This window comes from Kribbella albertanoniae, from assembly GCF_004348455.1.
Classification (GTDB): domain Bacteria; phylum Actinomycetota; class Actinomycetes; order Propionibacteriales; family Kribbellaceae; genus Kribbella; species Kribbella albertanoniae.
In genome coordinates this window covers 1-22,768 of sequence record NZ_SMKA01000141.1, presented here as the reverse complement: position 1 = coordinate 22,768, position 22,768 = coordinate 1, and the positions used below count along the sequence as shown (strand labels likewise).

23 protein-coding genes are annotated in these 22,768 nt (G+C 67.1%); 16 read left to right on the top strand and 7 right to left on the bottom strand.

All coding sequences use genetic code 11. The features are described 5' to 3' along the window. Positions 1–864: LacI family DNA-binding transcriptional regulator (locus E1261_RS26240; protein ID WP_132410988.1), on the bottom strand; the 864-nt coding region annotated here is incomplete at its 3' end. Positions 865–998: 134 nt separating this feature from the next. Here E1261_RS26240 and E1261_RS26235 point away from each other — a divergent pair. From E1261_RS26235 to E1261_RS26225, 3 genes are read left to right on the top strand one after another with little or no spacing between them, the layout of a single operon-like run. Continuing rightward, positions 999–2,714, top strand: coding sequence for a galactose-binding domain-containing protein (locus E1261_RS26235; RefSeq protein WP_132410986.1), 1,716 nt, complete (start codon positions 999–1,001; stop codon positions 2,712–2,714). A 13-nt stretch (positions 2,715–2,727) separates the two neighbouring features. Continuing rightward, a complete protein-coding gene (locus E1261_RS26230) occupies positions 2,728–3,954 on the top strand; it encodes a DUF1996 domain-containing protein (RefSeq protein ID WP_132410984.1) in 1,227 nt (408 codons plus the stop codon). Continuing rightward, positions 3,951–4,487, top strand: coding sequence for a DUF305 domain-containing protein (locus E1261_RS26225; RefSeq protein WP_132410982.1), 537 nt, complete (start codon positions 3,951–3,953; stop codon positions 4,485–4,487). The genes E1261_RS26230 and E1261_RS26225 overlap by 4 nt, the downstream gene beginning before the upstream one ends. 248 nt (positions 4,488–4,735) lie before the next feature. Here the strand turns inward: E1261_RS26225 and E1261_RS26220 are convergent, their stop codons facing one another. Beyond that, complete coding sequence (locus E1261_RS26220) at positions 4,736–5,044, bottom strand: DUF6703 family protein (RefSeq protein WP_132410980.1); 309 nt, start codon at positions 5,042–5,044, stop codon at positions 4,736–4,738. Between the two features lie 197 nt (positions 5,045–5,241). On the opposite strand from E1261_RS26220, the gene E1261_RS26215 reads away from it, so the two are divergent. The 4 genes from E1261_RS26215 to dusB all read left to right on the top strand — a co-directional run bounded on the left by E1261_RS26215 (position 5,242) and on the right by dusB (position 8,813). Next, positions 5,242–5,538 carry an antibiotic biosynthesis monooxygenase family protein gene (locus tag E1261_RS26215; protein ID WP_132410978.1) on the top strand — a complete coding sequence of 99 codons (297 nt, stop codon included), beginning with the start codon at positions 5,242–5,244 and terminating at the stop codon, positions 5,536–5,538. Between the two features lie 76 nt (positions 5,539–5,614). Continuing rightward, positions 5,615–7,000 carry a glycine--tRNA ligase gene (locus E1261_RS26210; RefSeq protein ID WP_132410976.1) on the top strand — a complete coding sequence of 462 codons (1,386 nt, stop codon included), beginning with the start codon at positions 5,615–5,617 and terminating at the stop codon, positions 6,998–7,000. Between the two features lies 1 nt (position 7,001). Next, positions 7,002–7,688 (top strand): hypothetical protein, encoded by a 687-nt coding sequence (locus tag E1261_RS26205; RefSeq protein ID WP_132410974.1) that lies wholly within the window; start codon positions 7,002–7,004, stop codon positions 7,686–7,688. A 3-nt stretch (positions 7,689–7,691) separates the two neighbouring features. Further along, positions 7,692–8,813 carry a tRNA dihydrouridine synthase DusB gene (gene dusB, locus E1261_RS26200; RefSeq protein ID WP_132410972.1) on the top strand — a complete coding sequence of 374 codons (1,122 nt, stop codon included), beginning with the start codon at positions 7,692–7,694 and terminating at the stop codon, positions 8,811–8,813. Here the strand turns inward: dusB and E1261_RS26195 are convergent. From E1261_RS26195 to E1261_RS26175, 5 genes are all read right to left on the bottom strand, one after another. Beyond that, entirely contained in the window at positions 8,802–9,599 is a 798-nt protein-coding gene (locus E1261_RS26195) for a phosphotransferase family protein (RefSeq protein WP_132410970.1), read from the bottom strand. The genes dusB and E1261_RS26195 overlap by 12 nt on opposite strands. A gap of 623 nt (positions 9,600–10,222) precedes the next feature. Continuing rightward, positions 10,223–11,143: an NAD-dependent epimerase/dehydratase family protein gene (locus tag E1261_RS26190; protein WP_132410968.1), complete on the bottom strand. Its 921-nt coding sequence runs from the start codon at positions 11,141–11,143 to the stop codon at positions 10,223–10,225. Beyond that, the gene (locus tag E1261_RS26185; protein WP_132410966.1) at positions 11,140–11,739 is read right to left on the bottom strand and encodes a dihydrofolate reductase family protein; all 600 of its coding nucleotides are present in this window, start codon (positions 11,737–11,739) and stop codon (positions 11,140–11,142) included. The genes E1261_RS26190 and E1261_RS26185 overlap by 4 nt, the downstream gene beginning before the upstream one ends. A 10-nt stretch (positions 11,740–11,749) precedes the next feature. Next, positions 11,750–12,868, bottom strand: a complete 1,119-nt coding sequence (locus tag E1261_RS26180) for an FAD-binding oxidoreductase (protein WP_132410964.1) — start codon at positions 12,866–12,868, stop codon at positions 11,750–11,752. A 53-nt stretch (positions 12,869–12,921) separates the two neighbouring features. Next, positions 12,922–13,734, bottom strand: a complete 813-nt coding sequence (locus E1261_RS26175; RefSeq protein WP_132410962.1) for a helix-turn-helix domain-containing protein — start codon at positions 13,732–13,734, stop codon at positions 12,922–12,924. Positions 13,735–13,887: 153 nt separating this feature from the next. Here E1261_RS26175 and E1261_RS26170 point away from each other — a divergent pair, with 153 nt between their 5' ends. The 9 genes from E1261_RS26170 to E1261_RS26130 form a co-directional block, all read left to right on the top strand. Next, complete coding sequence (locus tag E1261_RS26170; RefSeq protein ID WP_202875032.1) at positions 13,888–15,252, top strand: helix-turn-helix domain-containing protein; 1,365 nt, start codon at positions 13,888–13,890, stop codon at positions 15,250–15,252. Continuing rightward, complete coding sequence (locus E1261_RS26165) at positions 15,225–16,556, top strand: ABC transporter substrate-binding protein (protein ID WP_132410960.1); 1,332 nt, start codon at positions 15,225–15,227, stop codon at positions 16,554–16,556. The genes E1261_RS26170 and E1261_RS26165 overlap by 28 nt, the downstream gene beginning before the upstream one ends. 1 nt (position 16,557) lies before the next feature. Continuing rightward, a complete protein-coding gene (locus E1261_RS26160) occupies positions 16,558–17,463 on the top strand; it encodes a carbohydrate ABC transporter permease (RefSeq protein ID WP_132410958.1) in 906 nt (301 codons plus the stop codon). Next, the gene (locus E1261_RS26155; RefSeq protein WP_132410956.1) at positions 17,460–18,353 is read left to right on the top strand and encodes a carbohydrate ABC transporter permease; all 894 of its coding nucleotides are present in this window, start codon (positions 17,460–17,462) and stop codon (positions 18,351–18,353) included. The genes E1261_RS26160 and E1261_RS26155 overlap by 4 nt, the downstream gene beginning before the upstream one ends. A 4-nt stretch (positions 18,354–18,357) precedes the next feature. Next, positions 18,358–19,455, top strand: a complete 1,098-nt coding sequence (locus E1261_RS26150) for an ABC transporter ATP-binding protein (RefSeq protein WP_132410954.1) — start codon at positions 18,358–18,360, stop codon at positions 19,453–19,455. Next, a complete protein-coding gene (locus tag E1261_RS26145; protein WP_132410952.1) occupies positions 19,452–20,378 on the top strand; it encodes an acetylxylan esterase in 927 nt (308 codons plus the stop codon). Before E1261_RS26150 ends, E1261_RS26145 begins: the two co-directional genes overlap by 4 nt. 1 nt (position 20,379) lies before the next feature. Then, on the top strand, positions 20,380–21,225 hold the full coding sequence (locus E1261_RS26140) for an acetylxylan esterase (RefSeq protein ID WP_132410950.1): 846 nt from the start codon (positions 20,380–20,382) through the stop codon (positions 21,223–21,225). After that, positions 21,222–22,289 (top strand): aminotransferase class V-fold PLP-dependent enzyme, encoded by a 1,068-nt coding sequence (locus tag E1261_RS26135; protein ID WP_132410948.1) that lies wholly within the window; start codon positions 21,222–21,224, stop codon positions 22,287–22,289. The genes E1261_RS26140 and E1261_RS26135 overlap by 4 nt, the downstream gene beginning before the upstream one ends. 58 nt (positions 22,290–22,347) lie before the next feature. Then, positions 22,348–22,768, top strand: a 421-nt coding sequence (locus tag E1261_RS26130; protein WP_132410946.1) for an ester cyclase, incomplete at its 3' end; no start/stop codon positions are given.

The following is a 22,768-nucleotide window of genomic DNA, read 5'->3' as shown; positions in this document are numbered from 1 at the left end:
GGCGGGGGCGGTGTAGAGGGCGGCTTCGATGTCGTCGAAGCCGATGACGGCGACGTCGTCGGGGACGCGACGGCCGGCTTGGCGCAGGGTGCGGAGGGCGCCGATGGCCATCAGGTCGTTGGCGGCGAAGACGGCATCCAGGTCGGGGTCGTCGTCCAGGAGCTGGCGCATCGAGTCGGCGCCGGAGATGCGGGTGAAGTCGCCGAGGGCGATGATCGAGCGGCGGCCGGTGTCCTTGAGGGTGTCGCGGTAGGCGGCTAGGCGCTCCTGGGCGGCGGTCATGTCGAGAGGGCCGGAGATGGTCGCGATCCGGCGGCGGCCCTGGTCGAGCAGGTGCTGGACGGCTTGGGTGGCGCCGCCGTGGTTGTCGTTGTCGACCCAGGGCATCAGGCCGGGGGTGGCCAGGCGGCCGTGCGAGACGATCGGGAGACCGGTCCGCGACAGTACGGCGGGGAGTGGGTCGGCGCCGTCCATCGAGACCAGGATCGCGCCGTCCACATGACCGGCGGCCAGGTACTGCTCGACGCGCAGCCGGCTCTCGTCGGAACCGGCCAGGACGAGTGAGACCTGCTTGCCGGCGCGCTCCAGCTCACGGCTCGCGGCGCGGACGACCATCGCGAACATCGGGTCGTCGGAGACCAGGCCGGCCGGGGGATCGGAGACGATGATCGCGATCGTGTTCGTCCGCTGGGTGACGAGGTTGCGGGCCGCGCCGTTCGGGACGTAGCCGAGCTCGGCCACCGCGGCCATCACGGTCTCCCGGATCGCGGGCGCGACCGTCGGCTCCCCGTTGATCACCCGGGACACGCTCGACTTCGACACCCCCGCCCGGGCCGCCACCGCATGCAACGTCGGCCGTCTCATGCATCCGAGCATCCCACGGTTCCGGAACCTGTCAACTCTTGACACCGTTCCCTCACAGGCAGAGTCTCCCTCTCAGGGAACGTTCCCCCAGTGTTAAATCGATGTGCATAAGTCCGACTGCCCCGGAGACGCCCATGCCACATCTCACCCGCCCGAGATCCGTAGCGGCCCTCGCTGCGCTCTCCCTCCTGATCGGCCTGCTCGTCGCGCTGCCCGCGCGCGCCGCCGACGTACTGCTCTCCCAAGGCAAGACCGCCACCGCCTCCTCGTCCGAGAACGTCGTCTTCGGTGCCGCCGCGGCGGTCGACGGCGACGCCGGAACCCGCTGGTCGAGTGCGTTCGGCGATCCGCAATGGATCCAGGTCGACCTCGGTACCAGCGCCACCATCAGCCAGGTGCAGCTCGCCTGGGAAGCGGCGTACGCGACCGCCTTCCAGATCCAGACCTCCACCGACGGCAACAACTGGACCACGATCAACAGCACCACGAATGGTGCCGGAGGCAACCAAACCCTCAACGTCAGCGGGATCGGACGCTACGTCCGCCTGCTGGGCACCCAGCGCGCCACCCAGTGGGGCTACTCGCTGTGGGAGTTCAAGGTCTTCGGCAGCACCAGCGGCCCTGCCCCCGGCTCCGGTCTGCTGTCCTACAACAAGCCTGGTGTCTCGTCCACGCAGCAGCACGACGGCAACTGCTGGGAGTGCACGCCGGCCCGCGCCTTCGACCTCGACCCGGCCAGCCGCTGGGCGACCGCGACCGACTCCGGCTGGGTCGACCCGGGCTGGATCTACGTCGACCTCGGCGCGACCGCGCAGATCGACAAGGTCGTCCTGCAATGGGATCCGGCCTCGGCGAAGTCGTACCAGCTGCAGGTCTCGAACGACGCGAACAACTGGACCACGATCTACTCGACCACCAACGGACCTGGGTTCAAGGAGACGCTGACCGTTTCCGGCAGCGGCCGCTACGTCCGGATGTACGGCACGCAGCGCAACACGCCGTACGGGTATTCGTTGTGGGAGTTCCAGGTCTACGGCACCGGCGGCGCCCCGAACACGCCACCGACTCCGCCGGCCGACCCGGCGAACCCGCCGCAGCTGATCTGGGAGGACAACTTCAACACCCCGGCCGGCGCCAAGCCCGACGCGACGAAGTGGCGCGCCGATCCCGGCATCGGACAGAACAACGAGCTGCAGGTCTACACCAACAACGACAACATCCAGACCGACGGCCAAGGCAACCTGGTGATCGAGGCACGTCGGCAGGAAACCCCCGGTACGACGTGCCCGATCGACCCGGTGAGCGGTAAGGGCACCTGCCAGTACACCTCCGGCCGGATCAACACCGGCACCAAGTTCGACACGACGTACGGGAAGATCGAGGCCCGGATCAAGGTGCCGAAGGGCAACGGCCTGTGGCCCGCGTTCTGGATGATGGGGAGCGACTTCCTCACCGGCCGCCCGTGGCCGTACAACGGCGAGATCGACATCATGGAGATCCTCGGACGCGAGACCACCAAGGGCTATTCGACGCTGCACGCCCCGGCCTACAACGGCGCCGGCGGGTACGGCGGAACGTACGGTCTGCCCGGTGGTGCGGACTTCGCGAACGACTTCCACACCTGGACGATGCTGTGGAACTCCACCGGCATCACCTATCAGGTCGACGGCACCACGGTCGTCACCATCGACAAGGCGCAGCTCGAGGCGACCCGTGGCCCGTGGGTCTTCGACCACCCGTTCTACCTGATCCTCAACCTCGCCGTGGGCGGCGACTTCCCGGGTCCGCCGAACGCGCAGACGCCGTTCCCGTCCCGCATGCTCGTCGACTACGTCCGCGTCTACCACTGAGGGGAGACCGACCATGAAACTTCTAACAGTGCTGGCAGTTCTCGGCGCCTTCCTGGTGAGTGGCGCCGGTTCGGCTCAAGCTGCCGAGACCCTGCTGTCCCAAGACCGACCGACCCTCGCCTCCTCGATCGAGAACGCCGGTACGCCGGCCGCCGCGGCCGTGGATGGCAACAACGGCACCCGGTGGGCCAGCAGTTTCGCTGACAACCAGTGGCTGCGGATCGACCTCGGGTCGACCCAGTCGTTCAACCGCGTGCTGCTCCGCTGGGAGGCGGCGTACGCGCGCGGCTTCCAGCTCCAGACCTCGAACGACGGCAACGCTTGGAGCACCGTCCACACCACCACCAACGGCACCGGCGGTGAGCAGAACCTCACGATCAGCGGTTCCGGCCGGTATGTCCGAGTGCTCGTCACTGAACGCGCAACCCAGTACGGAGCATCGCTCTGGGAGTTCCAGGTGTACGGCGGGACCGGCGGACCGATCGTCCGGGTCGCCGAGTTCCTGGCCGACTGCCCGTACACGCACCGGCTGCCGGACGACCCGATCGTGTTCCCGAACATGCCCGGTGCGTCGCACATGCACAGCTTCTTCGGTGCGACCGTGACGAACGCCCACACCACGGTCGAGGACCTGGCCACTTCACCGACCAGCTGCAATCCGGCGGTCGACGTGTCGTCGTACTGGGTGCCGACCTTCTACTCGAACAACCAACCGGTCGAGCCGACGGGTACGACGTTCTACTACCTGGGCGAAGGTGTCCGGGACGACGTGATCGCGCGGACCCAGCCGCTGCCGTACGGGCTGCGGATCGTGGCCGGCAACGCCAAAGCCACCGGGCCGAACGACAACACCATCTCGCGATGGTCGTGTCTGCACGCCGGTGAGGCGGGTTCCGGGCACGACTTCATCACCTGCCCGGCCGGGACGATGCTGGAGTCCTACCTGGACTTCCCGCAGTGCTGGAACGGACGTGACCTCGACTCACCGGATCACAAGAGCCACATGGCGTACCCGGTGAACGGCGACTGCCCGGCATCCCACCCCGTGCCGGTGCCGAAGCTACGGCAGGTACTGCGCTATCCGGTGAACGGTTCGACGGCCGGCTTCCGGTTGGCGAGTGGCGGCGGGTTCACCATGCACGGCGACTTCTTCAACGCCTGGCCGGTGGACGAGATGGCCCGGCGGGTCAACGACTGCATTCGCCCGATCATCAAGTGTGGGGCGGACGGCCGTCCGTGAAGTACCTCGTACTGGCGTTGGTCGCCGGAGTGCTCGGAGGATGCGGTTCGGCCCCGCAGCCTCCCACTCCGGCGGCCTCCGTCGCCTCCATCGCTTCTGGGTTCAACCCGACCGACGCCGCCTGGCTCGGGCTGATGATCCCGATGAACGAGCAGTTCCTCCGGATCGTGGGTTATGCGCCGACGAACTCCAAAGATCCCGCCGTACGTCGACTGGCCGCGGAACTGACCGTTGGCCACCAAGCCGAGCTCAAGCAGCTGATCGCCTTGCGCGACCGCGCGGGGTTGCCGACCACGAACGCTCATGCGGGGCACAACATGCCCGGAATGATGACCGAGGAGGAGGTGCTCGCGCTCCAGAAGCTGCGCGGCCCCGCCTTCGACAAGGTGCTGCGGGCTGAGGTGAAAGACCACCTGACCCAGTCAGCCCTCATCAGCCGCAGCGCAAAGGCAGCCGGCCAAGAGCCCACCGTGAAGACCCTCGCAACCACCATCGAGAAGAACCGCACCGCGCAAGCAGCCCGGCTGGCGTAGCTGCATGCTGTGCCATCCAACGCCTGGGGCTGACGGGTTGCCGGGCGAGCGGCACCTTGAGCACCCACCAACCATCCAGCACCCCGCCGCAACGGTCGAACCGTGCTCAAGGTCGGTCGGCCGGTTCACCTTGTGCACCCATCAACCACCTTCCGACCGCGCACATGGTTGAACCGTGCTCAACGTCGTACCGGCCCAGGCGGAGAGCCCAAGGCCTTGGGGATCTCGGCTGAGATGAGCGGGGAGGGTCAGGCGCCGGCGATGCGGGAGACGCCGAACAGCAGGATCACCAGGATCGAGAAGACGCGGAGGAACTTCGGGCCGGTGGTGACGGCGGGCCAGGAGAGGAAGGCGAGCCAGCCGAGGACCAGGGCGAGCAGGATCAGGGCCGGTACGGCGACCACGACCGGAGCGAAGGCTCCGATCAGCAGCAGGGCCCCGGTGATGATCGGAAGGGTCAGCTTCGGCATCCCGTGCAGGCGCGCGACGTACGGGTAACTGATCTTGGTGATCCGCTGCCGGAGCGGGCTCACCGGCTGACTGCTGGGGGAGCTCATGACCCCATTGTTCCAGGTCGAGTGCCCTGCGTCGAAAGTTCTTTGGCGCTTGCGGCGCCCAGGCACGCACCTCGCGGCACCGGAGGAACAGCCACGATGGAAAAACATCGAGGCCGCCCCTCCGGCACCCCGATGCACGCACCTGAACACCGCAATCACTCAAACAACTTCCGACGCAGGGCACTAGGGTGTGCCCTGTGTTCGTGGTGATCAGATTCCGGGTTCCGGAGGCCGAGCAGGCCGGGTTCGCGCTGCGTTTGGACGCGGCGGTCGAGGTGCTGAGCCGGCAGAAGGGGTTCGTGACGGCGCGGACCGGGCGGAACGTCGACGACCCGGAGCTGCTGGCGCTGCACCTGGAGTTCCTGAACATCGGCAGCTACCGGCGCGCGCTCTCGCCGTACGAGGTGAAGCTGACCGCCGTACCGCTGCTGTCGCAGGCAATCGACGAGCCCACCGCTTACGAAGAGCTGTCGGAGTTCCTGACCGGGCACTGAATGCGACTCAGGCCGCCCCGGACCGATAGCCTGGTGTTTTCCGTACCCGACCTGTGCCCGTTTCTGGAGTTCAAAAGTGCCCGTGGAAACCGTCGATGCCGTCGTCAGCCTCAGCAAGCGGAGAGGCTTCGTGTACCCCTGCGGCGAGATCTACGGTGGAACCAAGTCGGCCTGGGACTACGGTCCGCTCGGGGTGGAGCTGAAGAACAACGTCCGCAGCCAGTGGTGGCGGTCGATGGTGACGAGCCGTGACGACGTGGTCGGGCTGGACTCCTCGGTGATCCTGCCGACCAAGGTCTGGGAGGCGTCCGGGCACCTGCAGGAGTTCGTCGACCCGCTGACCGAGTGCCAGTCCTGCCACAAGCGGTTCCGCGACGACCACCTGCGCGAGGACTACGCCCGGCGCAAGAACAAGGACGCCGACAGCGTCGAGCTGGCCGAGATCGCCTGCCCGAACTGCGGGAACAAGGGCACGTTCACGCCGCCGCGGATGTTCAACGGCCTGCTGAAGACCTACCTCGGCCCGGTCGAGTCCGACGAGGGCCTGCACTACCTGCGCCCGGAGACCGCCCAGGGCATCTTCGTGAACTTCGCGAACGTGATGGGCACGGCCCGGAAGAAGCCGCCGTTCGGGATCGCCCAGGTCGGCAAGAGCTTCCGCAACGAGATCACGCCGGGCAACTTCATCTTCCGGACCCGTGAGTTCGAGCAGATGGAGATGGAGTTCTTCGTCGCCCCGGGTGCGGACGAGGAGTGGCACGAGTACTGGCTGAAGGCGCGCTGGGACTGGTATGTCGGCCTCGGGCTGAACCCGGACAACATGCGGTTCTACGAGCACCCGAAGGAGAAGCTGAGCCACTACTCGAAGCGCACCGTCGACATCGAGTACAAGTTCAACTTCGGCGGTAAGGAGTTCGACGAGCTCGAGGGCATCGCGAACCGGTTCGACTTCGACCTGACCACGCACTCCAAGGCATCTGGCGCCGACCTATCGTACTTCGACCAGGAGAAGGGTGAGCGCTGGACGCCGTACGTGATCGAGCCCGCGGCCGGCCTGACCCGCAACGTGCTCGCCTTCCTGATCGACGCGTACACCGAGGACGAGGCGCCGAACGCGAAGGGCGGCGTCGACAAGCGGACGGTACTGCGCTTTGATCCGCGGATCGCGCCCGTCAAGGCGGCCGTGCTGCCGCTCTCGCGCAACACCGACCTCTCCCCGAAGGCTCGCGATCTGGCCACCGAGCTGCGCAAGAACTGGAACGTCGACTTCGACGACGCCGGTGCGATCGGCCGCCGTTACCGCCGCCAGGACGAGATCGGTACGCCGTTCTGCATCACCGTCGACTTCGACACGCTCGAGGACCACGCGGTTACGATCCGCGAGCGCGACTCGATGAAGCAGGAACGCGTCGCCCTGAGCGAGGTCACCGGCTACCTGGCCCAAGCCCTGGTGGGTTGCTGAGATGACGTTCCTGACGGGCGAACGCCTGCGCTTCGGCCTGGCCGTGTTCGGGGTGTCGGCGCTGGCCGTCTTCCTGCTGGCCGCCTGCTCCGACACCGAGCCTTCAGGGACCGGTACGCCGTCCGCGCCGACCAGCTCGGGCCCCTCCCTGCCGTCGTCGTCGATCCCGACCGCGTCGACGCCGACCCTGAAGCCGCTCCCGAGGCCGACCAAGCCTTTCCCTGTGCCGACCGTCACCGGCGCCCCGGAGTCGGACGCGCCGCTGGCTCAGCGCATCCGGTTCGCGATCGCCAAGCAGACCCAGGTCACCGCCGGCAAAGCCGCCAAGACCACGGTCAACTGCCCCGGCATCGACGCCGCCGACAAGCCCGGCAAGCACACCCTGAAGTGCACAGTCACGTACGCCGGGAAGCCGTTCACCGGCACGTTGACCGTCGACGCCCAGCCGTACAACGCGTCGTACAAGTTCAGCTCGGAACAAGTTGCCGTGGTCAAGGAAAAGGTCGTCGACGCGGTCCTCCGCGCGGTCCCGGACGCTTCGAACATCACCTGCACGATGGACCTGGTTGCCGTCGTACCATCGAGTGGTGACGGCATCCGCTGTGATGTCACCACGACTGCCAACGCGGTAGTTCCCCACAACGCTCGAATCTCCGGCGACGGCAAGATCCTCGTCGCAAAGGTCTAACCCATGCTCAAGCTAGGCAATCTGACGATCGATACGCCCGTGGTGCTGGCGCCTATGGCCGGGATCACGAATGCGGCGTACCGGCGGTTGTGTGCTGAGCAGGGGGCCGGGCTTTATGTGTGCGAGATGATCACGTCGCGGGGGATCGTCGAGGGTGATCAGAAGTCGTTGGACATGCTCACGTTCGACGAGCGGGAGACCGTTCGGTCGGTGCAGTTGTACGGCGTGGACCCAGTCTATATCGGGAAGGCCGTGCAACTGCTCTGCGACCAGTACGGCGTTGCGCACATCGACCTGAATTTCGGGTGCCCGGTGCCGAAGGTGACCCGTAAGGGTGGCGGCGGGGCGTTGCCGTGGAAGCGGAATCTACTCGGCGCGATCCTGAAGTCGGCCGTGCAGGCGGCGACGCCGTACGGGATTCCGGTGACGATGAAGACCCGGATCGGGATCGACAGCGACCACCAGACCTACCTCGACGCCGGCCGGATCGCGGAGGAGTCGGGGGCGGCGGCGATCGGGCTGCACGGGCGGACGGTGGCGCAGGCGTATTCGGGGCAGGCGGACTGGACGAAGATCGCCGAGCTGGTCGAGCACGTGAACATCCCGGTGCTCGGCAACGGTGACATCTGGGAGGCCGGCGACGCGCTCCGGATGGTGGCCGAGACCGGGTGTGCGGGCGTGATCGTCGGTCGAGGGTGCCTCGGGCGGCCGTGGTTGTTCCGCGATCTCGCGGTGGCGTTCGCGGGTGGCGAGGCGCTGAACCTGCCGAATTTGGGTGAGGTCGCTACGGTGATGCGGCGGCACGGTGAGCTGCTCGCGGACCTGATGGGGGAGCAGCGCGGTCTGCGCGACTTCCGCAAGCACGTCCCCTGGTATCTCAAGGGTTTCCCGGCCGGTGGCGAGCTCCGCGCGGCCCTCGGCATGGTCGACACGCTCGCCCACCTGGAGGAGCTGCTCAGTCAGCTCGACCCGACCGTCCCGTTCCCGACCGCCGAGCTGGGTGCACCGCGCGGCCGCCAAGGCAGTCCGCGTGAGCGTGTCATCCTCCCGCACGGTTGGCTGGACAACACCGACGGTCTCACGGACGATCTGGCGGATGCCGAAATCGGCGTCTCAGGCGGCTGACCGGAGCTCGGCGCGTAGCTGCGCGGTCCATTCCGCACCACGGGCGCGACCGTCGGGGAGCTGGTCGCCGATCTCCCAGCGCCAGGCGATGACGATCGCCAGCATGAGCAGTCGGCACTGCCGCAGCAGTTCCCGATCGATCCCCGGATAGTGCTCGGCGATCTCCTCCGGCGAATGCGCGATGTCGAATTCGACCGGCCCTCGGCAGACCGTCTCGAAGTCGATGAACAGCGGCCCGTCCTTCGTGCTCAGCAGGTTCCCCGGGTGCGGTTCGCCGTGCAGCAGTTGCTCGGGGGCACCCGCCGTACGGACTGCCTGGCTGGCTTTGGTCAGTGTCGTCACCAGAAACTCGCGATCGGCCTCAGGCGCTTCCGGTGAGAGAGCCGGATGTGCCAGCACATACGTGGCTTCCACGACCCGATCCATGAAATGCGGCACCGGTACGTCGACCTCGCGCATCCCACGGTGGAGTCGGTGCAACGCCGCCGCGAACTCGTCCGGCGGGATCGGCGCCTGTGGTTCGTGGTACGGCCAGAAGCTGACCGAGATGCCGTCCTGCTCGTGGACCGTCAGATCGGCGGGTGGAACCACCGGATACCCAGCCTCGGAAAGGCGCCGGCTGAGCTCCAGCTCCCGCTCGAACCCGTGCTCATCCGCCAACGCCACCCGCGCCACGACCTCCTGAGGCAGCAGCCGCACGATCACCTTGTTCGACGCGTTGAGCACGATCGCGTCCTCCGCCGACACGATCGCCTTGGCCACTGCAACTGCCGGTTCAACATCCACCCACCGACCGTATCCGGACCGCTCCCGGCCCGGCGACACCTTTAATCGGCGTACCGACGAACGGGTAGAGCTAGGTCGCCAGCCGATCCGCTGAGCCTGGGACGCGCATGCGAATCCCCGCCGGCCACCACCACTACCCGCCCGTCGGTACAGAAACCCACGTCCCCCCACGCCACCACCCCACCCGCGACCGAACCCGCCGTGCACCTGAGGGGTCCCGCGCCACCACTCAGGCCCGGAGACCCAAAGTGACGACCGGAGACCTATGGTGCGGGGTCTCCGGCAAGCTTTGCCTGTCTCCGGCCGCCAGTGGTGGCCGGGGCGGCGCCGTTATTGCGCAGGGGCGTACCGACGAACGGGTAGAGCTAGGCCGCCAGCCGATCCGCTGAGCCTGAACACGCTCGCGAATGCCCGCCGACCACCACCACTACCCGCCCGTCGGTACAGAACCCACTCCCACACAACTACCCATCCGCTGCTCGCGACCGAAGCCACCGGCCGGCGAGGGGGTTGGTGTGCAGAAGGACTGTTAGTGCGCTGGTCGTCCGGCGATCCGTCGGGTGGCCGCGGGCTTGCGAAGCGCCCGTCGGGCACGCGTATCACCAGTCCTTCTGTACGCCGGCTCAGCGGGGGTTGGTGGTGCGCCAGGTGATGTAGTCGGCTACTGCGGTGGGGACGGTGTAGGTGGGGGTGAAGGCGGTTTCGGTGGTTAGGCGGGTGATGTCTAGGTAGGGGTCTTCGCCGGGGCCGGACTGGCGGCCGGGGAGGAGGTCTAGGTGCAGGCCTGGGGTGATGGCCTCAATGGCTTCGGCGATTTGGCGGTTGGTGGAGCGGGTGCCGCTGGAGACGTTGTAGGTCCGGTGCTGGAGAGTTGGCAAGGTGGTGAGGAGGGCGATGGCGCGGCCGGCGTCGGGGGCGTAGCAGAAGTCGCCGCCGTCGTCGGCGTAGCGGGCCTCGGGTGTCTCGCCGCGCAGGATCGCGCTGACGTACGGCGCGATCGTGATGATCGGGGATTCCGGATCCATCAGCGGTCCCCAGGTGCTGCCGATCCGGAGCAGGACGGGTTCGATTCCGGTGCCCTGCAGGCTGTGCACGGTGATCGGTTCGACGGCTTTCTTGAAGGCGACGATTGCCAGCGGCAGGTCTGCTTCGGGGAGCGCGAGCTCTTCGCGCCAAGGGATTTCGGGCCGGCCGATGTAGTTGCCGAGGCTGCTCGCGACGGCGAACCGGCGGACGCCCCAGGCCCGGGCCGCGTCCAGCGCGTTGAGCAGGCCGGCCAGATCGTTGCGGAAGTACGCGACCGTGTCAGCACCCGGAATGCTTCCGGCCAGGTGGACGATCTCGGTGATCGCATATTCCTTGCCCAGGGCAAGGAAGGCGTCGCGGTCCGTCATGTCCAGGCTCTCGACCGTGACCCGGCCGGCCAGGAACGACGGGACCTCGCCGCGACGGTGTGAGGTGACGACCACCTCGTGGCCGAGGTCGACGAGCGCGCGGGCCGTCGCGGCACCGATCATGCCGAGCCCGCCGGTGACGAGGATCATCGGATCACCGCGTAGTGCAGGTGCGTCACGCCCGGCGCCGGGACGGCCTCGATCAGCCGGAGTTCGACGTGTTCGGGCAGCTCCTGGAAGAATCGTAGGCCGCCGCCCAGCAGGATCGGTATCTGGTGTAGCACGACCTCGTCGACGAGCCCGGCCGCCAGCGCGGAGGTCGCCGCGCCGCCGCCCATGATCCCGACGTTCTTGCCGTCGGCAAGCTTCCGCGCCACCTCGACCGCCTCTTCGATGCTTGCGGCAAGCGTCTGCGCCGGCCCGACCTCCAGCGGCTGGCGGCTCAGCACCACCAGCGGCGCGTTCGGATGCGGGCTTCCACCACCAAACGAACTGGAATGCTGGTACGTCGTCCGTCCGCAGATGACCGCGCCGTCCCGAGCCGCCAGGCTGTCGAAGAGCCGCGCACTCGGCGCACTCAGCTTGAACCCGTCGAAAACCTGGCTCGGAGTATCGCCGTTGAAGTACCAGTCGAACAGCATCCCGGCGTCGCCTAGCCCACGCCCGAACTCGTCCGCACCCTCCGGCGTCCGCCCGCTGATGTAGCCGTCCACCGACACGGACAGCGCCACAATGACCTTGCTCATAACCGTCCTCTCACACTGCTTGGGGGAAGTTGAAGAACCGATCCGGGTCGTAGGCCTGTTTCACCGCGCGCAGCCGGCCGAGGTTCTCGCCGTGGTACGCCGCGGGACCATCGGTCAGCGACAGATCGGGGAAGTTCGGATACACGCGGCCGCTACCGTCCGCGTGGGCGATCGACCACGACCGCTCGTTCGCTGTCTCCAGCAGGAACCGCTGGTTGCGATGGGCGAACGCCGTCGCGTCGGCGGCGATCCTGTTGTACGCACCGCCCATCGCGGTGAACGCCAACCGCCCGCCACCGATCAACGCGCCGAGTACGTCGTCGGACAGCGACTGCTCGAAGAACTCCGAACGGATCCGCGGCCGCTCGTCCGGCATCGCTTCGCCGAAGCTCGCCTTGACCGCAGACAACGGCATTCCGGCGCGCAGTTCGAACGGCACCGGCGTACCGACCAGATCGGCGAACTCGGCCAGCAGCGCCTGAGTCGGTTCGACGGGGAGCAGGCTCGCGCCGACCAGGATCGCCCGCGGTCCGTCGATGGTGAGGTTCAGGGTGAGGTCGTCCGGGGCGTCCGGCGCCCAAGCCTGCCAAACAGCAACCAGTACTTCGGGATCGCGCGGGACCCAGGTCGCAGAAATCCGCGTGGTGATCGGCTCGGGAACCGTGTCGAACCGGAGCGATGTCACCACACCGAACTGACCACCACCAGCACCACGCAACGCCCAGAACAGGTCAGGTTCGCAAGAAGCATCGCAGTCCACCACAGTGCCATCGGCGAGCACGACCTGCGCACCGAGCAGGCGGTCGCAGGTCAGCCCATACCTGCGACCAATCAACCCGATCCCACCCCCAAGCGTGAGCCCGGCGATACCAACCGTCTCCCCACACCCGGCAGGCAAACCACGGCCGGCCGCGTGCAGAGCGTCGTACACCTGACCCAGCAGCGCACCCGCACCGATCGTCGCCACGCCGTCAGCACGCACCTCGATCGTGTTCAGACCGGTCAGATCCAGTAAGACGTCACCGGGCGACCGCCGGTCCACGAAGCAATGCCCGCCACCCCGCGGGATCACTCGGTCGCCGCTCTTGATCGCGGCAACCACGTCCTCGACCGTTCGGCAATGCAGCATGTGCCGAGGCTAGGAGAGGCGTACCGCCTGTTTCTTGAACAAAACGTGCATCCTCAACGGCGGCGAGCGAGGAACGGCGCGTACGACGCCGAGTGGTCGTGACCGCACGCGCAACGGTCGAGGTCGCCGCCGAGCAACTGCTTCGGTGTGAGCCCGGTCAGCCGCAGACACTCGCGACTGAGGTGGGCCTGGTCGGCATAGCCGGCATCGATCGCGAGGCCCGCCGTACCGTCGAGACCGGAGCGGCCGGACGGGGTCGCACCGGCCTGTGCCAAGGCCAGAAAGCCCTGGAAACGCAGGGTCCGCTGGAGCACCTTCGGCGTCGTGCCGACGGTCTGCAGACAGCGGCGGCGGAGCTGACTCGCCGACAACGCCAGGTGTGTTGCCAGCCCATCGATCGAGGTCGGCTGCCAAGGCATCAGAGCCAGGACGGCCTCCTGAACGAGCGGGTCCACACGCTCGGTGCGGCGGAACTCGTTCAGCAGATGGGCTTGCAGGTAAAGCAATGCGCGTTCGGGCGTGGCCGCCTGGGCCATCGCCTCGACGAGCCGGTCCGTGGTGTGTCCCCAGAGGTCCGCCAGGCTCAAGTGCTGGTCGACCAGATCATCCAGTACGGCGGGCAGTGGCGGCGCCGTACCGGGGTGGAACCGGACCCCGACGAGCGTGGTGTGCGCGGGGATGACCTCGATCGCCGGACCGGTCAGCGGACCGAGCAACTGCGGACGTCCGCCTAGCGGGAAGTGGATCTCGACACCACCCGTCGGCAGGTGCCGGTGCACATGTGGAGTCGCGCCGGTGCGTTGGATCCAGACGGTCCGAACCACACCTGCCAGGCCGGGCACCGGCAGCCGTTCGACGTACTCCACGGGAGCACTGAAGCCCTTGGACTAGACCGGTGTCAAGGAGTGTTACCGGGAAATTTCATTCCTTCGATCCCTTGACCTGGACCCCCGAACAGGGGGAGCTTTGTCCGCATCAGATTTACGAATCACTTCCGAACGTAGTTCGTAAAGAGAGAGGTGCCTGTGGCCATCGTGATCGGGGTTGTCACCCACTCGACGCACGGAGTGCTGTTCCGCGAGGCGGCCAGCACGCTGCGCGGCGTCGATCTGGAGTGGGTCAGCTACGACCACGAGGAGAACGTCCGGGACAAGGTCGCGGAGTTCCTCAGCACCACTCGGCTCGATGGGTTCCTGGCCGGCCCGGTCCCGTACACGGCCAGCCGCGAGCTGCTGCCACCCGGCCTCCCGGTCGGCGTCGTCCGCCCGTCGGCTCTCGACCTGACGCTGGCCCTGTACCGGGCGCAGCAACGCGGCTGGGGTGGGATGCCGGTCAGCATCGACACCTTCCCGGCCGAGGCTGTCGAGGCGGTCACCAGTGCCCTCGAGCTCGACCAGGACCAGATCACTTCGTTGCCCTATGCACCGACCCAGTCGGTCGAGGAGATCATCGAGTTCCACCGCTCGGCGTACCGGCGCTTCGGTGACCGCGGCTACGTGATCAGCGTGCGGGCCGCAGTACGCGAGCAGTTGGCCGATGACCCGATCGGGATCATGAGCGGGATGCCGGTGCCGGCCACGATCCGGACCGAGCTGCACGAGCTTGCCCTGCGGATCGAGTCGGACCGGGCGAGCGCGCAACGGTTCGCGGCCGGCGTCTTCCTGATCTCGCAGTCGGCCGACGAGGAACGCGCCCGAGTCGGTCTGATGAACCTGTTGCTGAACACCCCCGAATTTGCCGGGGCCTGGATCGAGGACCGCGGTCGCCGGGGCGTCGTTGTCTTTGCCCACAAGGCCCTGTTCGAGCGCGTGACCCGCAACTGGGTCGCCGTACCGGCCCTTGCCGAAGCCGGTACGGCGCTCGGTGCGCAGGTCTCGGCGGGATTCGGGGTCGGCGTCTCCGCGCGCAACTGCGTGCTGCTTGCCGAGCAGGCTGCCGCACGGGCGGAGCAGGAAGACGAGCCGTGTGCCTACCTGATCGAGGACAGCGGGGTGATCATCGGGCCGATGGGGCCGCTGACCACCTCCGACCGTGAGGCGCTCAGCTTCTCCTACCGCGAGCACGGCGAACACGTCGAGCAGCTCGCGAAATCCGTCGGTCTCAGCGCGGCCACCGTGTCGCGGCTCGCGGCCCTGGACCACGAGTTGGAAGGCCGCGCGATCTCGCCTGGAGAACTCGCCGACCGGCTCGGCATCACGGATCAGAGCGGTCGCCGGCTGATCCGCACCCTCGACGCTGGTGGCCTGGTCAGTGACGAAGGAACCGCGCAACACCATCCCAAGGGACGCCCAACGCGCCTCTACCGTCTTCGCATCGCCCAATCCCTACTCCGCACCCAAAAGAAGGAACAAGAACCATGGAGCTCAACCGCCGCCAGGTCCTGAAGCTCGCCGGCCTCGGCCTGGGCGCGACGGCCACCCCTGGCCTGCTCGCCGCCTGCTCGAACGACACGTCCGGTGGAGGCGCCGGGGACGGCAGTGTGAAGTTCGAGGGCTGGGACTACGAGGCGACTCTGGTCCAGCAGAACCTCGACCGCTTCACCAAGACCAGCAACATCAAGGTGAACTACACGCCGATCACCAGCGCGCAGTACGTGCAGAAGGTGGTTGCCGAGTTCACCGGTGGTGGCGGTCCGGACGCCCTCTACGTGTACGACGATTCGCTCGCGGCCTGGGTCGAGGGCGACTACCTGCAGCCGATCGACGGTCTGCCCGGCGTCGACGAGGTGTACGCCGCGATCTTCCCCGGCAACGCTGAGGCGATGACGTACCAGGGCAAGCGTTACGGTCTGCCCTACTACACCGACTCGAATTGCCTGATCTACAACGCGGAAATCCTCTCCAAGGCTGGTTTCAGCAAGCCGCCGGCCAGCCTGGAGGAGCTCGAGGCACAGGCGGCCAAGATCAAGAGCATGGGGCTCCTGGAGCACCCGATCGGTCTGCCCGCCCAGCTGTCCGACACCTGGTGGGCCTGGGTCTGGGGCCTGGTCTTCTCCAGTGGCGGCAACATGTTCGACGACCAGCAGGCGCCCATCATGAACACGTCCGACACGGTCACCAAGGACGTCCTGACCTGGCTGCAGAACGCGGCGAACAAGTCGAAGGTGCTCGACCCGGCCTCGCTGCAGTTGCTGCCGGTTCCGGTCGACAACGCGATGAAGGCCAACCGGTACGCGTTCACGATCGGCGCCCGGTACGCGCTGCGCGACTACAACGACCCGCAGAAGTCGAAGGCGGCCGGCAAGATGAAGATGGCGCTGGTCCCGAGCCTGGACGGCAAGGTGCACGGGACGATCAGCAACACCCGGATGTACGGGCTGGCCAAGGACACCGAGGTCAAGGACAACGCGTTCAAGCTGCTCACGTATCTCGGCGGGCTCGGCGAGGACAAGACGCCGTACACGGCGAAGTTCTGGTTCCAGCAGCGTGGACTCGGCTTCGCCTACAAGGATCTGGCCAAGGACCCGGAGATCACCGCGTCGCTGAAGAAGTTCGCCGACCCGGCGATCTACGCGCAGCTGGCCGAGATCGCGCGGCCGCGCAACGTCCTCGGCGTCGCCTGGTACACCGAGTTCGAGACCGAGATGCACAAGGTGGTCCAGGGAGTCCTGAGCAACCAGGTGCAGCCGTCGGCCGCGGTCGCGAGCCTGGCGCAGAGCGCCGAGACCCTCAAGAAGAAGTACTCCTGACGTGAGTGTCCTGACCGAACGACGGCCGCTGGGCGACAGCGCGAAGGCCTGGGCCCTGAACGCCCCGGCCATCACGGTGATCGCCCTGCTGGTCGCGTACCCGATCGGCTACTCGTTCTACGTCAGCCTGCAGCGCAACAACCTCAAGCGTCCCCGGGCCAAGCGCTTCATCGGCTTCGACAACTACAAGTCCCTGCTCAGCGACGACGCCTTCCTGTCGGCGCTGAAGGTGTCCGCAGTGTTCGTGCTGGTCGTACTTGGCCTCACCGTGATCCTGGCACTCATTTTGGCCCTGGTCCTGAACGAACGCTTCCGCGGCCGCGGCCTGCTGCTCAGCCTCGCTTTGTTGCCCTGGGCAATGCCCGGCGTGGTGAACGGCCTGATGTGGCGCACCATCTTCGACGCGAAGACCGGCGCTCTGAACGGGCTGATGATGCAGCTGGGCCTGATCGACACCTATCAAGCCTGGCTGACCTCCGCCACCGGAGCCTTCCTCTTCACGGCACTGGCGCAGGTCTGGAACACCTTGCCCTTCTCGGTGATCATCCTGCTGGCAGGCCTGTCCACGATCCCTTCCGAGCTGTACGACGCCGCGACCGTCGATCGCGCCGGCGCCTTCCGCAGGTTCACCCAGGTCACCGTCCCGTGGCTCCTGCATCCCCTGCTGATCGTCCTCATCCTCGAGACGATGAACGCCTTCCGGGCCTTCGACACGATCTACGTGCTGACCGGCGGCGGTCCCGGCGATGCCACGACCACGATCGCCCTCCTCGACGTACAGACGGTGCTGACCTTCACCGACTTCGGCCTCGGCAGCGCCTACGCCTGGGTCATCACCGCCATCACCCTGATCATCTCGGTCGGCTACATCGGCCTCCTCTACCGGAAGGGAAATTTCGAGGTATGAGCACCCTGGTGCAAGTTCCGCTCCGGTATCGGATTCCGTGGAAGAAGATCGCGTTGTACGTGCTGGCGATCGCGTTCGGGTTGTATCTGGTGCTGCCGTTCTACTGGATCGTGGCGATGAGCTTCATGCACGAGGCCGACGCGATCGCCGTACCGCCGAACTGGGTGCCGGTGAATCCGACGCTGGAGAACTATCTGGGCTTCGTGAATCCGAACGCGGCGCAGGAGCTGGTCGGCGGGCGGGCGGTGTCCGAGACGCCGTACTCGTTGCGGAACAGCTTGATCGTGGCGTCGGCGACCGCCGTACTGAATCTGGCGCTGGCGACGTTCGCGGCATACTCGTTCAGCCGGTTGAAGTTCCGGGGCAGTCAGGTGTTGCTGGTGCTGTATCTGCTGACGCGGATGGTGCCGGGGATCGCGATCATCATCCCGTTCTATCTGCTGATGCGGCAGTTCGGGCTGCTGGACACCTACCTCGCGTTGATCCTGTCGTACACGACGTTCGCGCTGCCGATCACGATCTGGATCCTGAAGGACTTCTTCCGATCCGTACCGCGGGAGCTGGAGGAGGCCGCCCGGGTCGATCGGTGTGGCTGGTTCCGGACGATGTGGTCGGTGTTCCTGCCGGTCGCGGCGCCGGGGCTGGTCGCGGCGGCCGTGTTCGCGTTCATGACGGCATGGAACGAGTTCATGTTCGCGCTGTTCCTGACCAGCACGAAGGCCGCGAAGACGATCCCGGTGGTGGCGGCGAACTTCGCCACCGACTTCAACACCCAGTTCACCGTGATGGCCGCAGCCGGGGTGCTCGCGGTCGTCCCACCACTCGTACTGGCCCTTCTCTTCCAGCGAAAGCTGGTCCAGGGGATGGCCGCCGGATCTGTGAAGGGCTGAGACGATGGCAGAAGTACGGCTCGAAGGCATCACCAAGTCCTTCGGCAGCAAGGTGGTCGTGGACGACCTGAACCTGACCATCCGGGACCAGGAGTTCCTGACGCTGGTCGGGCCGTCCGGGTGCGGGAAGTCGACCACGCTGCGGATGATCTGCGGTCTGGAGCGAGCGACCAGCGGCAACGTGTTCTTCGACGGCAAGCCCGTCAGCTGGCTTCCGGCGAACAAGCGGGACGTCGCGATGGTGTTCCAGAGCTACGCGCTCTATCCGCACAAGACCGTCCGGCAGAACATCGGGTTCGCGCTCAAGATGATGCGGGTGCCCAAGGCAACGATCGACGAGCAGGTACTGCAGGCAGCCCGGACGCTCGACATCGAGGACTTGCTTGACCGCAAGCCGCGGGAACTGTCTGGGGGCCAGCGGCAACGAGTGGCGCTCGGCCGGGCGATCGTCCGTGACGCGGGTGCCTATCTGCTGGACGAACCGCTGTCCAACCTGGACGCGCAACTGCGGGTGTTGATGCGGGCCGAGATCAAGCGGCTGCACGTCGACGTGGCCCGGACCTTCATCTACGTCACCCACGACCAGGTCGAGGCGATGACGATGTCGGACCGGATCGCGGTGATGCGCGACGGCATCATCCAGCAATGTGCGACGCCGGAGGAGATCTACGAGCGGCCGGCCAACCGGTTCGTGGCCTCGTTCATGGGCTCACCGCCGATGAACTTCGTCAGCGGTTCGCTGGCCGATGTCGATGGTGTCCGGATGTTCCGCAGCGATGCGTTGACGCAGGAGATCAGCCTGTACGGCGATCAGCCGGACGACCCCGCGGTCGTGCTCGGTGTTCGCCCGGAGGACGTGTCGTTGTCGGCGACCCCGGCGCCCGGATATCGCCAGGGCCGGGTGTTCGTGTCCGAGCCGCTCGGACCCGACGTACTCGTCACCGTGCGGATCGAGGGGGAGCTGCTGAAGGCGCGGGTCCCGACGCCGTTCCGGCTCGGCCACGATGCGCCGGTGTACGTCGGCTTCAACCCCCAGCGCCTGCACCTGTTCACGGCGGCCGATGGGACCGCCCTGCAGGCCCCGAGACAGGAGGCTTCGTGAGAGACGTTGAGAACGCGACCGTCGAGGTTGCGCGGCCGGACGACTTCGACGAGTTCTGGGCGGCCGGGTTGGCCGACTGCGCGACGTACCCGCTGGATCCTGTCCTGACCGAGATGCCGACGCTGTCGACCCCTCTCGTGGTGGTCTATGACGTCTCGTACGTGAGCTTCGGTGGGCTGCGGGTCTCCGGCTGGTACGCCGTTCCGCGGGGCGGCGAAGCGCCGTACCCGGGTCTCGTCACGATCCCCGGGTACATCTCGGAGCCGACCATTCCGAAGGAGTGGGCCGAGCTCGGGTATGCCGCGCTCGCGGTCGCGCCGCGCGGGAAGCTGCGGTCGAACGCGGTGTTCAATCCGGGCTATCCGGGGTTGCTGACGAACAACATCGTCGATCACAACACCTATGGATACCGCGGGTTCTACCTGGATGTCGTGCGGGCGGTTGACGTGCTGCTGGAGCGGCCGGAGGTCGACAGTTCGCGGATCGGGTTGGCGGGGTCGAGTCAGGGCGGCGGGCTCGGGATCAGTACGGCGGCGCTGCGGCCGGATGTGATCAAGGCGGTCGCGTGCGGGGCGCCGTACCTGTGCGGGATCATGACCGCGCCGACGCTGACACGGTCGTATCCGTATGAGGAGATCAACGAGTATTTGCGGTTGCATCCGAAGGACGTCGACCGGGTGCGGGAGACGGTCGCGTACTACGACGGGCTGAATTTCGCGCCTGCGGTGAAGGCGCCGACTCTGATTTATCTGGGGCTCGAGGATGATGTCTGCCCGCCGGAGACCGGGTTCGCGTTGCATCGTGTGCTGACGTGCCCGAAGACTCTGCGGACTTATGAGAACTGCGCGCATCACGCGGGGCTGCCTGGGGTGATGCGGGTGGTCGAAGACTTCCTGGCCGACCACTTGAAGCCGGTGATCTGACATGGACTTCTTGGAGTATTGGAACGCTGTCGATGACGAGCTGGCCGCGATTCCGGCTCGGCCGGTGCTGGACCTGGTTCCGCAGCGGACCGACTCGGCGGCGACGACTTATGCGGTGCGGATCACCAGCGCCGGGCCGTATCGGGTGTTCGGTTCGCTGAGCATCCCGGTCGGGGACGGGCCGTTCCCCGCGCTGCTGCAGGTGCCGCGGTACGGGAGTGTCAACAACATGGCGCATCCGAACGACCGCAGCCGGTACGTCGTTCTGACGCTGATGCACCGTGGTCAGCGGCTGGCCGACGAGTTCTTCCGGGCCGCGTATCCGGGACTGCTCACGCTGGGGATCGACGACCCTTCGACGTACATCTACCGGGGGATCGCGGCGGACTGTCTGCGGGCGGCCGAGTTCCTGCTCGGATTGCGTGAGGTCGATCCGGCACGGGTGGCGGTCGTTGGGAACGAGTTGGCGATTCTGACTGCGGCGCGGCGGCCTGCGATCAGTGCGGTGCGGGTTTCGGATCTGGTGCTGTATCGGGCGATGGAGGCTCGGCTCTGGTCGAGTCACTATCCGTTGGAGGAGCTGAACGATCACCTGCGCTCTGGTTCGTCGGCTGAGGTGATCGGGCGGACGCTGTCGTACTTCGATCCGATCCGGCATGCACCGGCGGTGACGGCGCGGACGCTGGTTGGGGTGGAGGATCCGGGTTGGTATGTGCCGCTGGTCGATGCGTTGCCGGCTGGGGAGGCCTATCAGGTGACGCATCTCGACGGGACCGACGCCGACTTCTACGACGCGTGGCTCGCCGGACAGGTCGGCGTACCGGCGATGTCGAAGTTCGTGCGATGAAGAGCCGGCCGGTCATCAACGCGAACGCGACCGTGACGGTGCTGGGTGGGTCGCTGATGCCACCGCCGGTGGTGCAGGCGATGGCGGACGCGGCGGGTCAGTTCGTCGACCTGCCCGCGATGTACGAGGAGGTCGGCTCTCGGCTGGCAGAGCTGACGCGGAATGAGGCGGCCTGTGTGACCGCGGGCGCGGCGGCCGCGATCACGTTGGTCGTCGCCTCCTGTATCGGCGAGCCCGCACAGTCCTTCCCGGTCGAGGCCGAAGTGGTCATGTTCGCCTCCCAACGCAACGGCTACGACTACTCAGTCCGCCTCACCGGCGCCCGGATCGTAGAGGTTGCTGGGGAAGCCGAGTTGCGGGCCGCGCTGGTACGGCGGCCGGCGTGTGTGCTGTGGTTCGCGGGGGCCCATTACGCGGCGGGGGCGTTGCCGATCGAGGACGTGGTTGCCATGGCGCGCGAGGTCGGCGTACCGGTGATTGTGGATGCGGCGGCGCAGGTTCCGCCGGTCGCGTCGTTGTGGCGGTTCACCGCGGAGATCGGCGCGGATGCGGTGATCGTCAGTGGGGGTAAGGGGTTGCGCGGGCCGCAGACGACCGGGCTGGTACTAGGCCGGCGGTGGCTCGTGGATCGTTGCCGACGGCATGCATCGCCGAACCAGGAGATCGGCCGCGGCATGAAGGTCGGCAAGGAAGAGCTGGCCGCTCTGCTCGCCGCGGTGGAGTGGACGTTGGAGCAGGACGAATCGGAGCTGCTCGCCGGCTACGAACGTTCGGTGGCCCTGTGGGTCGATGGACTCCAGGGCCTGCCCGGCATCACGGCGTACCGGGGTTATCCCAGCGAAGCCGGCCAACCCCACGGCCGCGCCGTACTCCGCTTCACCAACCGCTCGCGGCAGCAGGTGGTGGACGCGTTGTGGGACGGGGAGCCGAGGATCGCCGTCGGCACCTTCGGCGTAGCCGACAACGAGCTGGCGCTCAACCCACAAACCCTCGAACCAGGCGAGGACCAGGTAGTTCTCGACACCCTCCGCAAGCTCCTGGAGAGCCCAGGCGGGCAAACCTGACTGCCCAACGGGGTGGTTCGAGGCTGGTGCCTCCGGTTCCGGCCTACGCTCGTCGGTTATGGACGACACAGCGGTCACACTCCGGTACGTCGACTACCTGAGGACGGGTGACGACGCGATCCTGGAGGAGGCGTTCGCACCCGACTTCCTCGATCACGTCAGCGGTCGGCGCGGCGTCGAGATCATGCGCATCGTCCGTGGCTGGATCGCCGCGAGCTTCGCCGACGCGGTGTACGAGGTGCATGGCGTCACCACAGGCGGTGGCCTCGTGATGCTCTGGTTCTCCAGCCGCGCCCGCCACGTTGGCAACGCCTTCCCACAGTTCGCCGGCCGCGAACCGACCGGGCGGGTCATCGTCGCGGAGGCGGTCCACATCTTCCGCGTCGTCGACGGCCGCCTGGCCGAGCACTGGGCAGTCCGCGACGACCTAGGCGTCCAACGCCAAATCGACAGCCCCGACCCCCTCGACCCAACCCGCG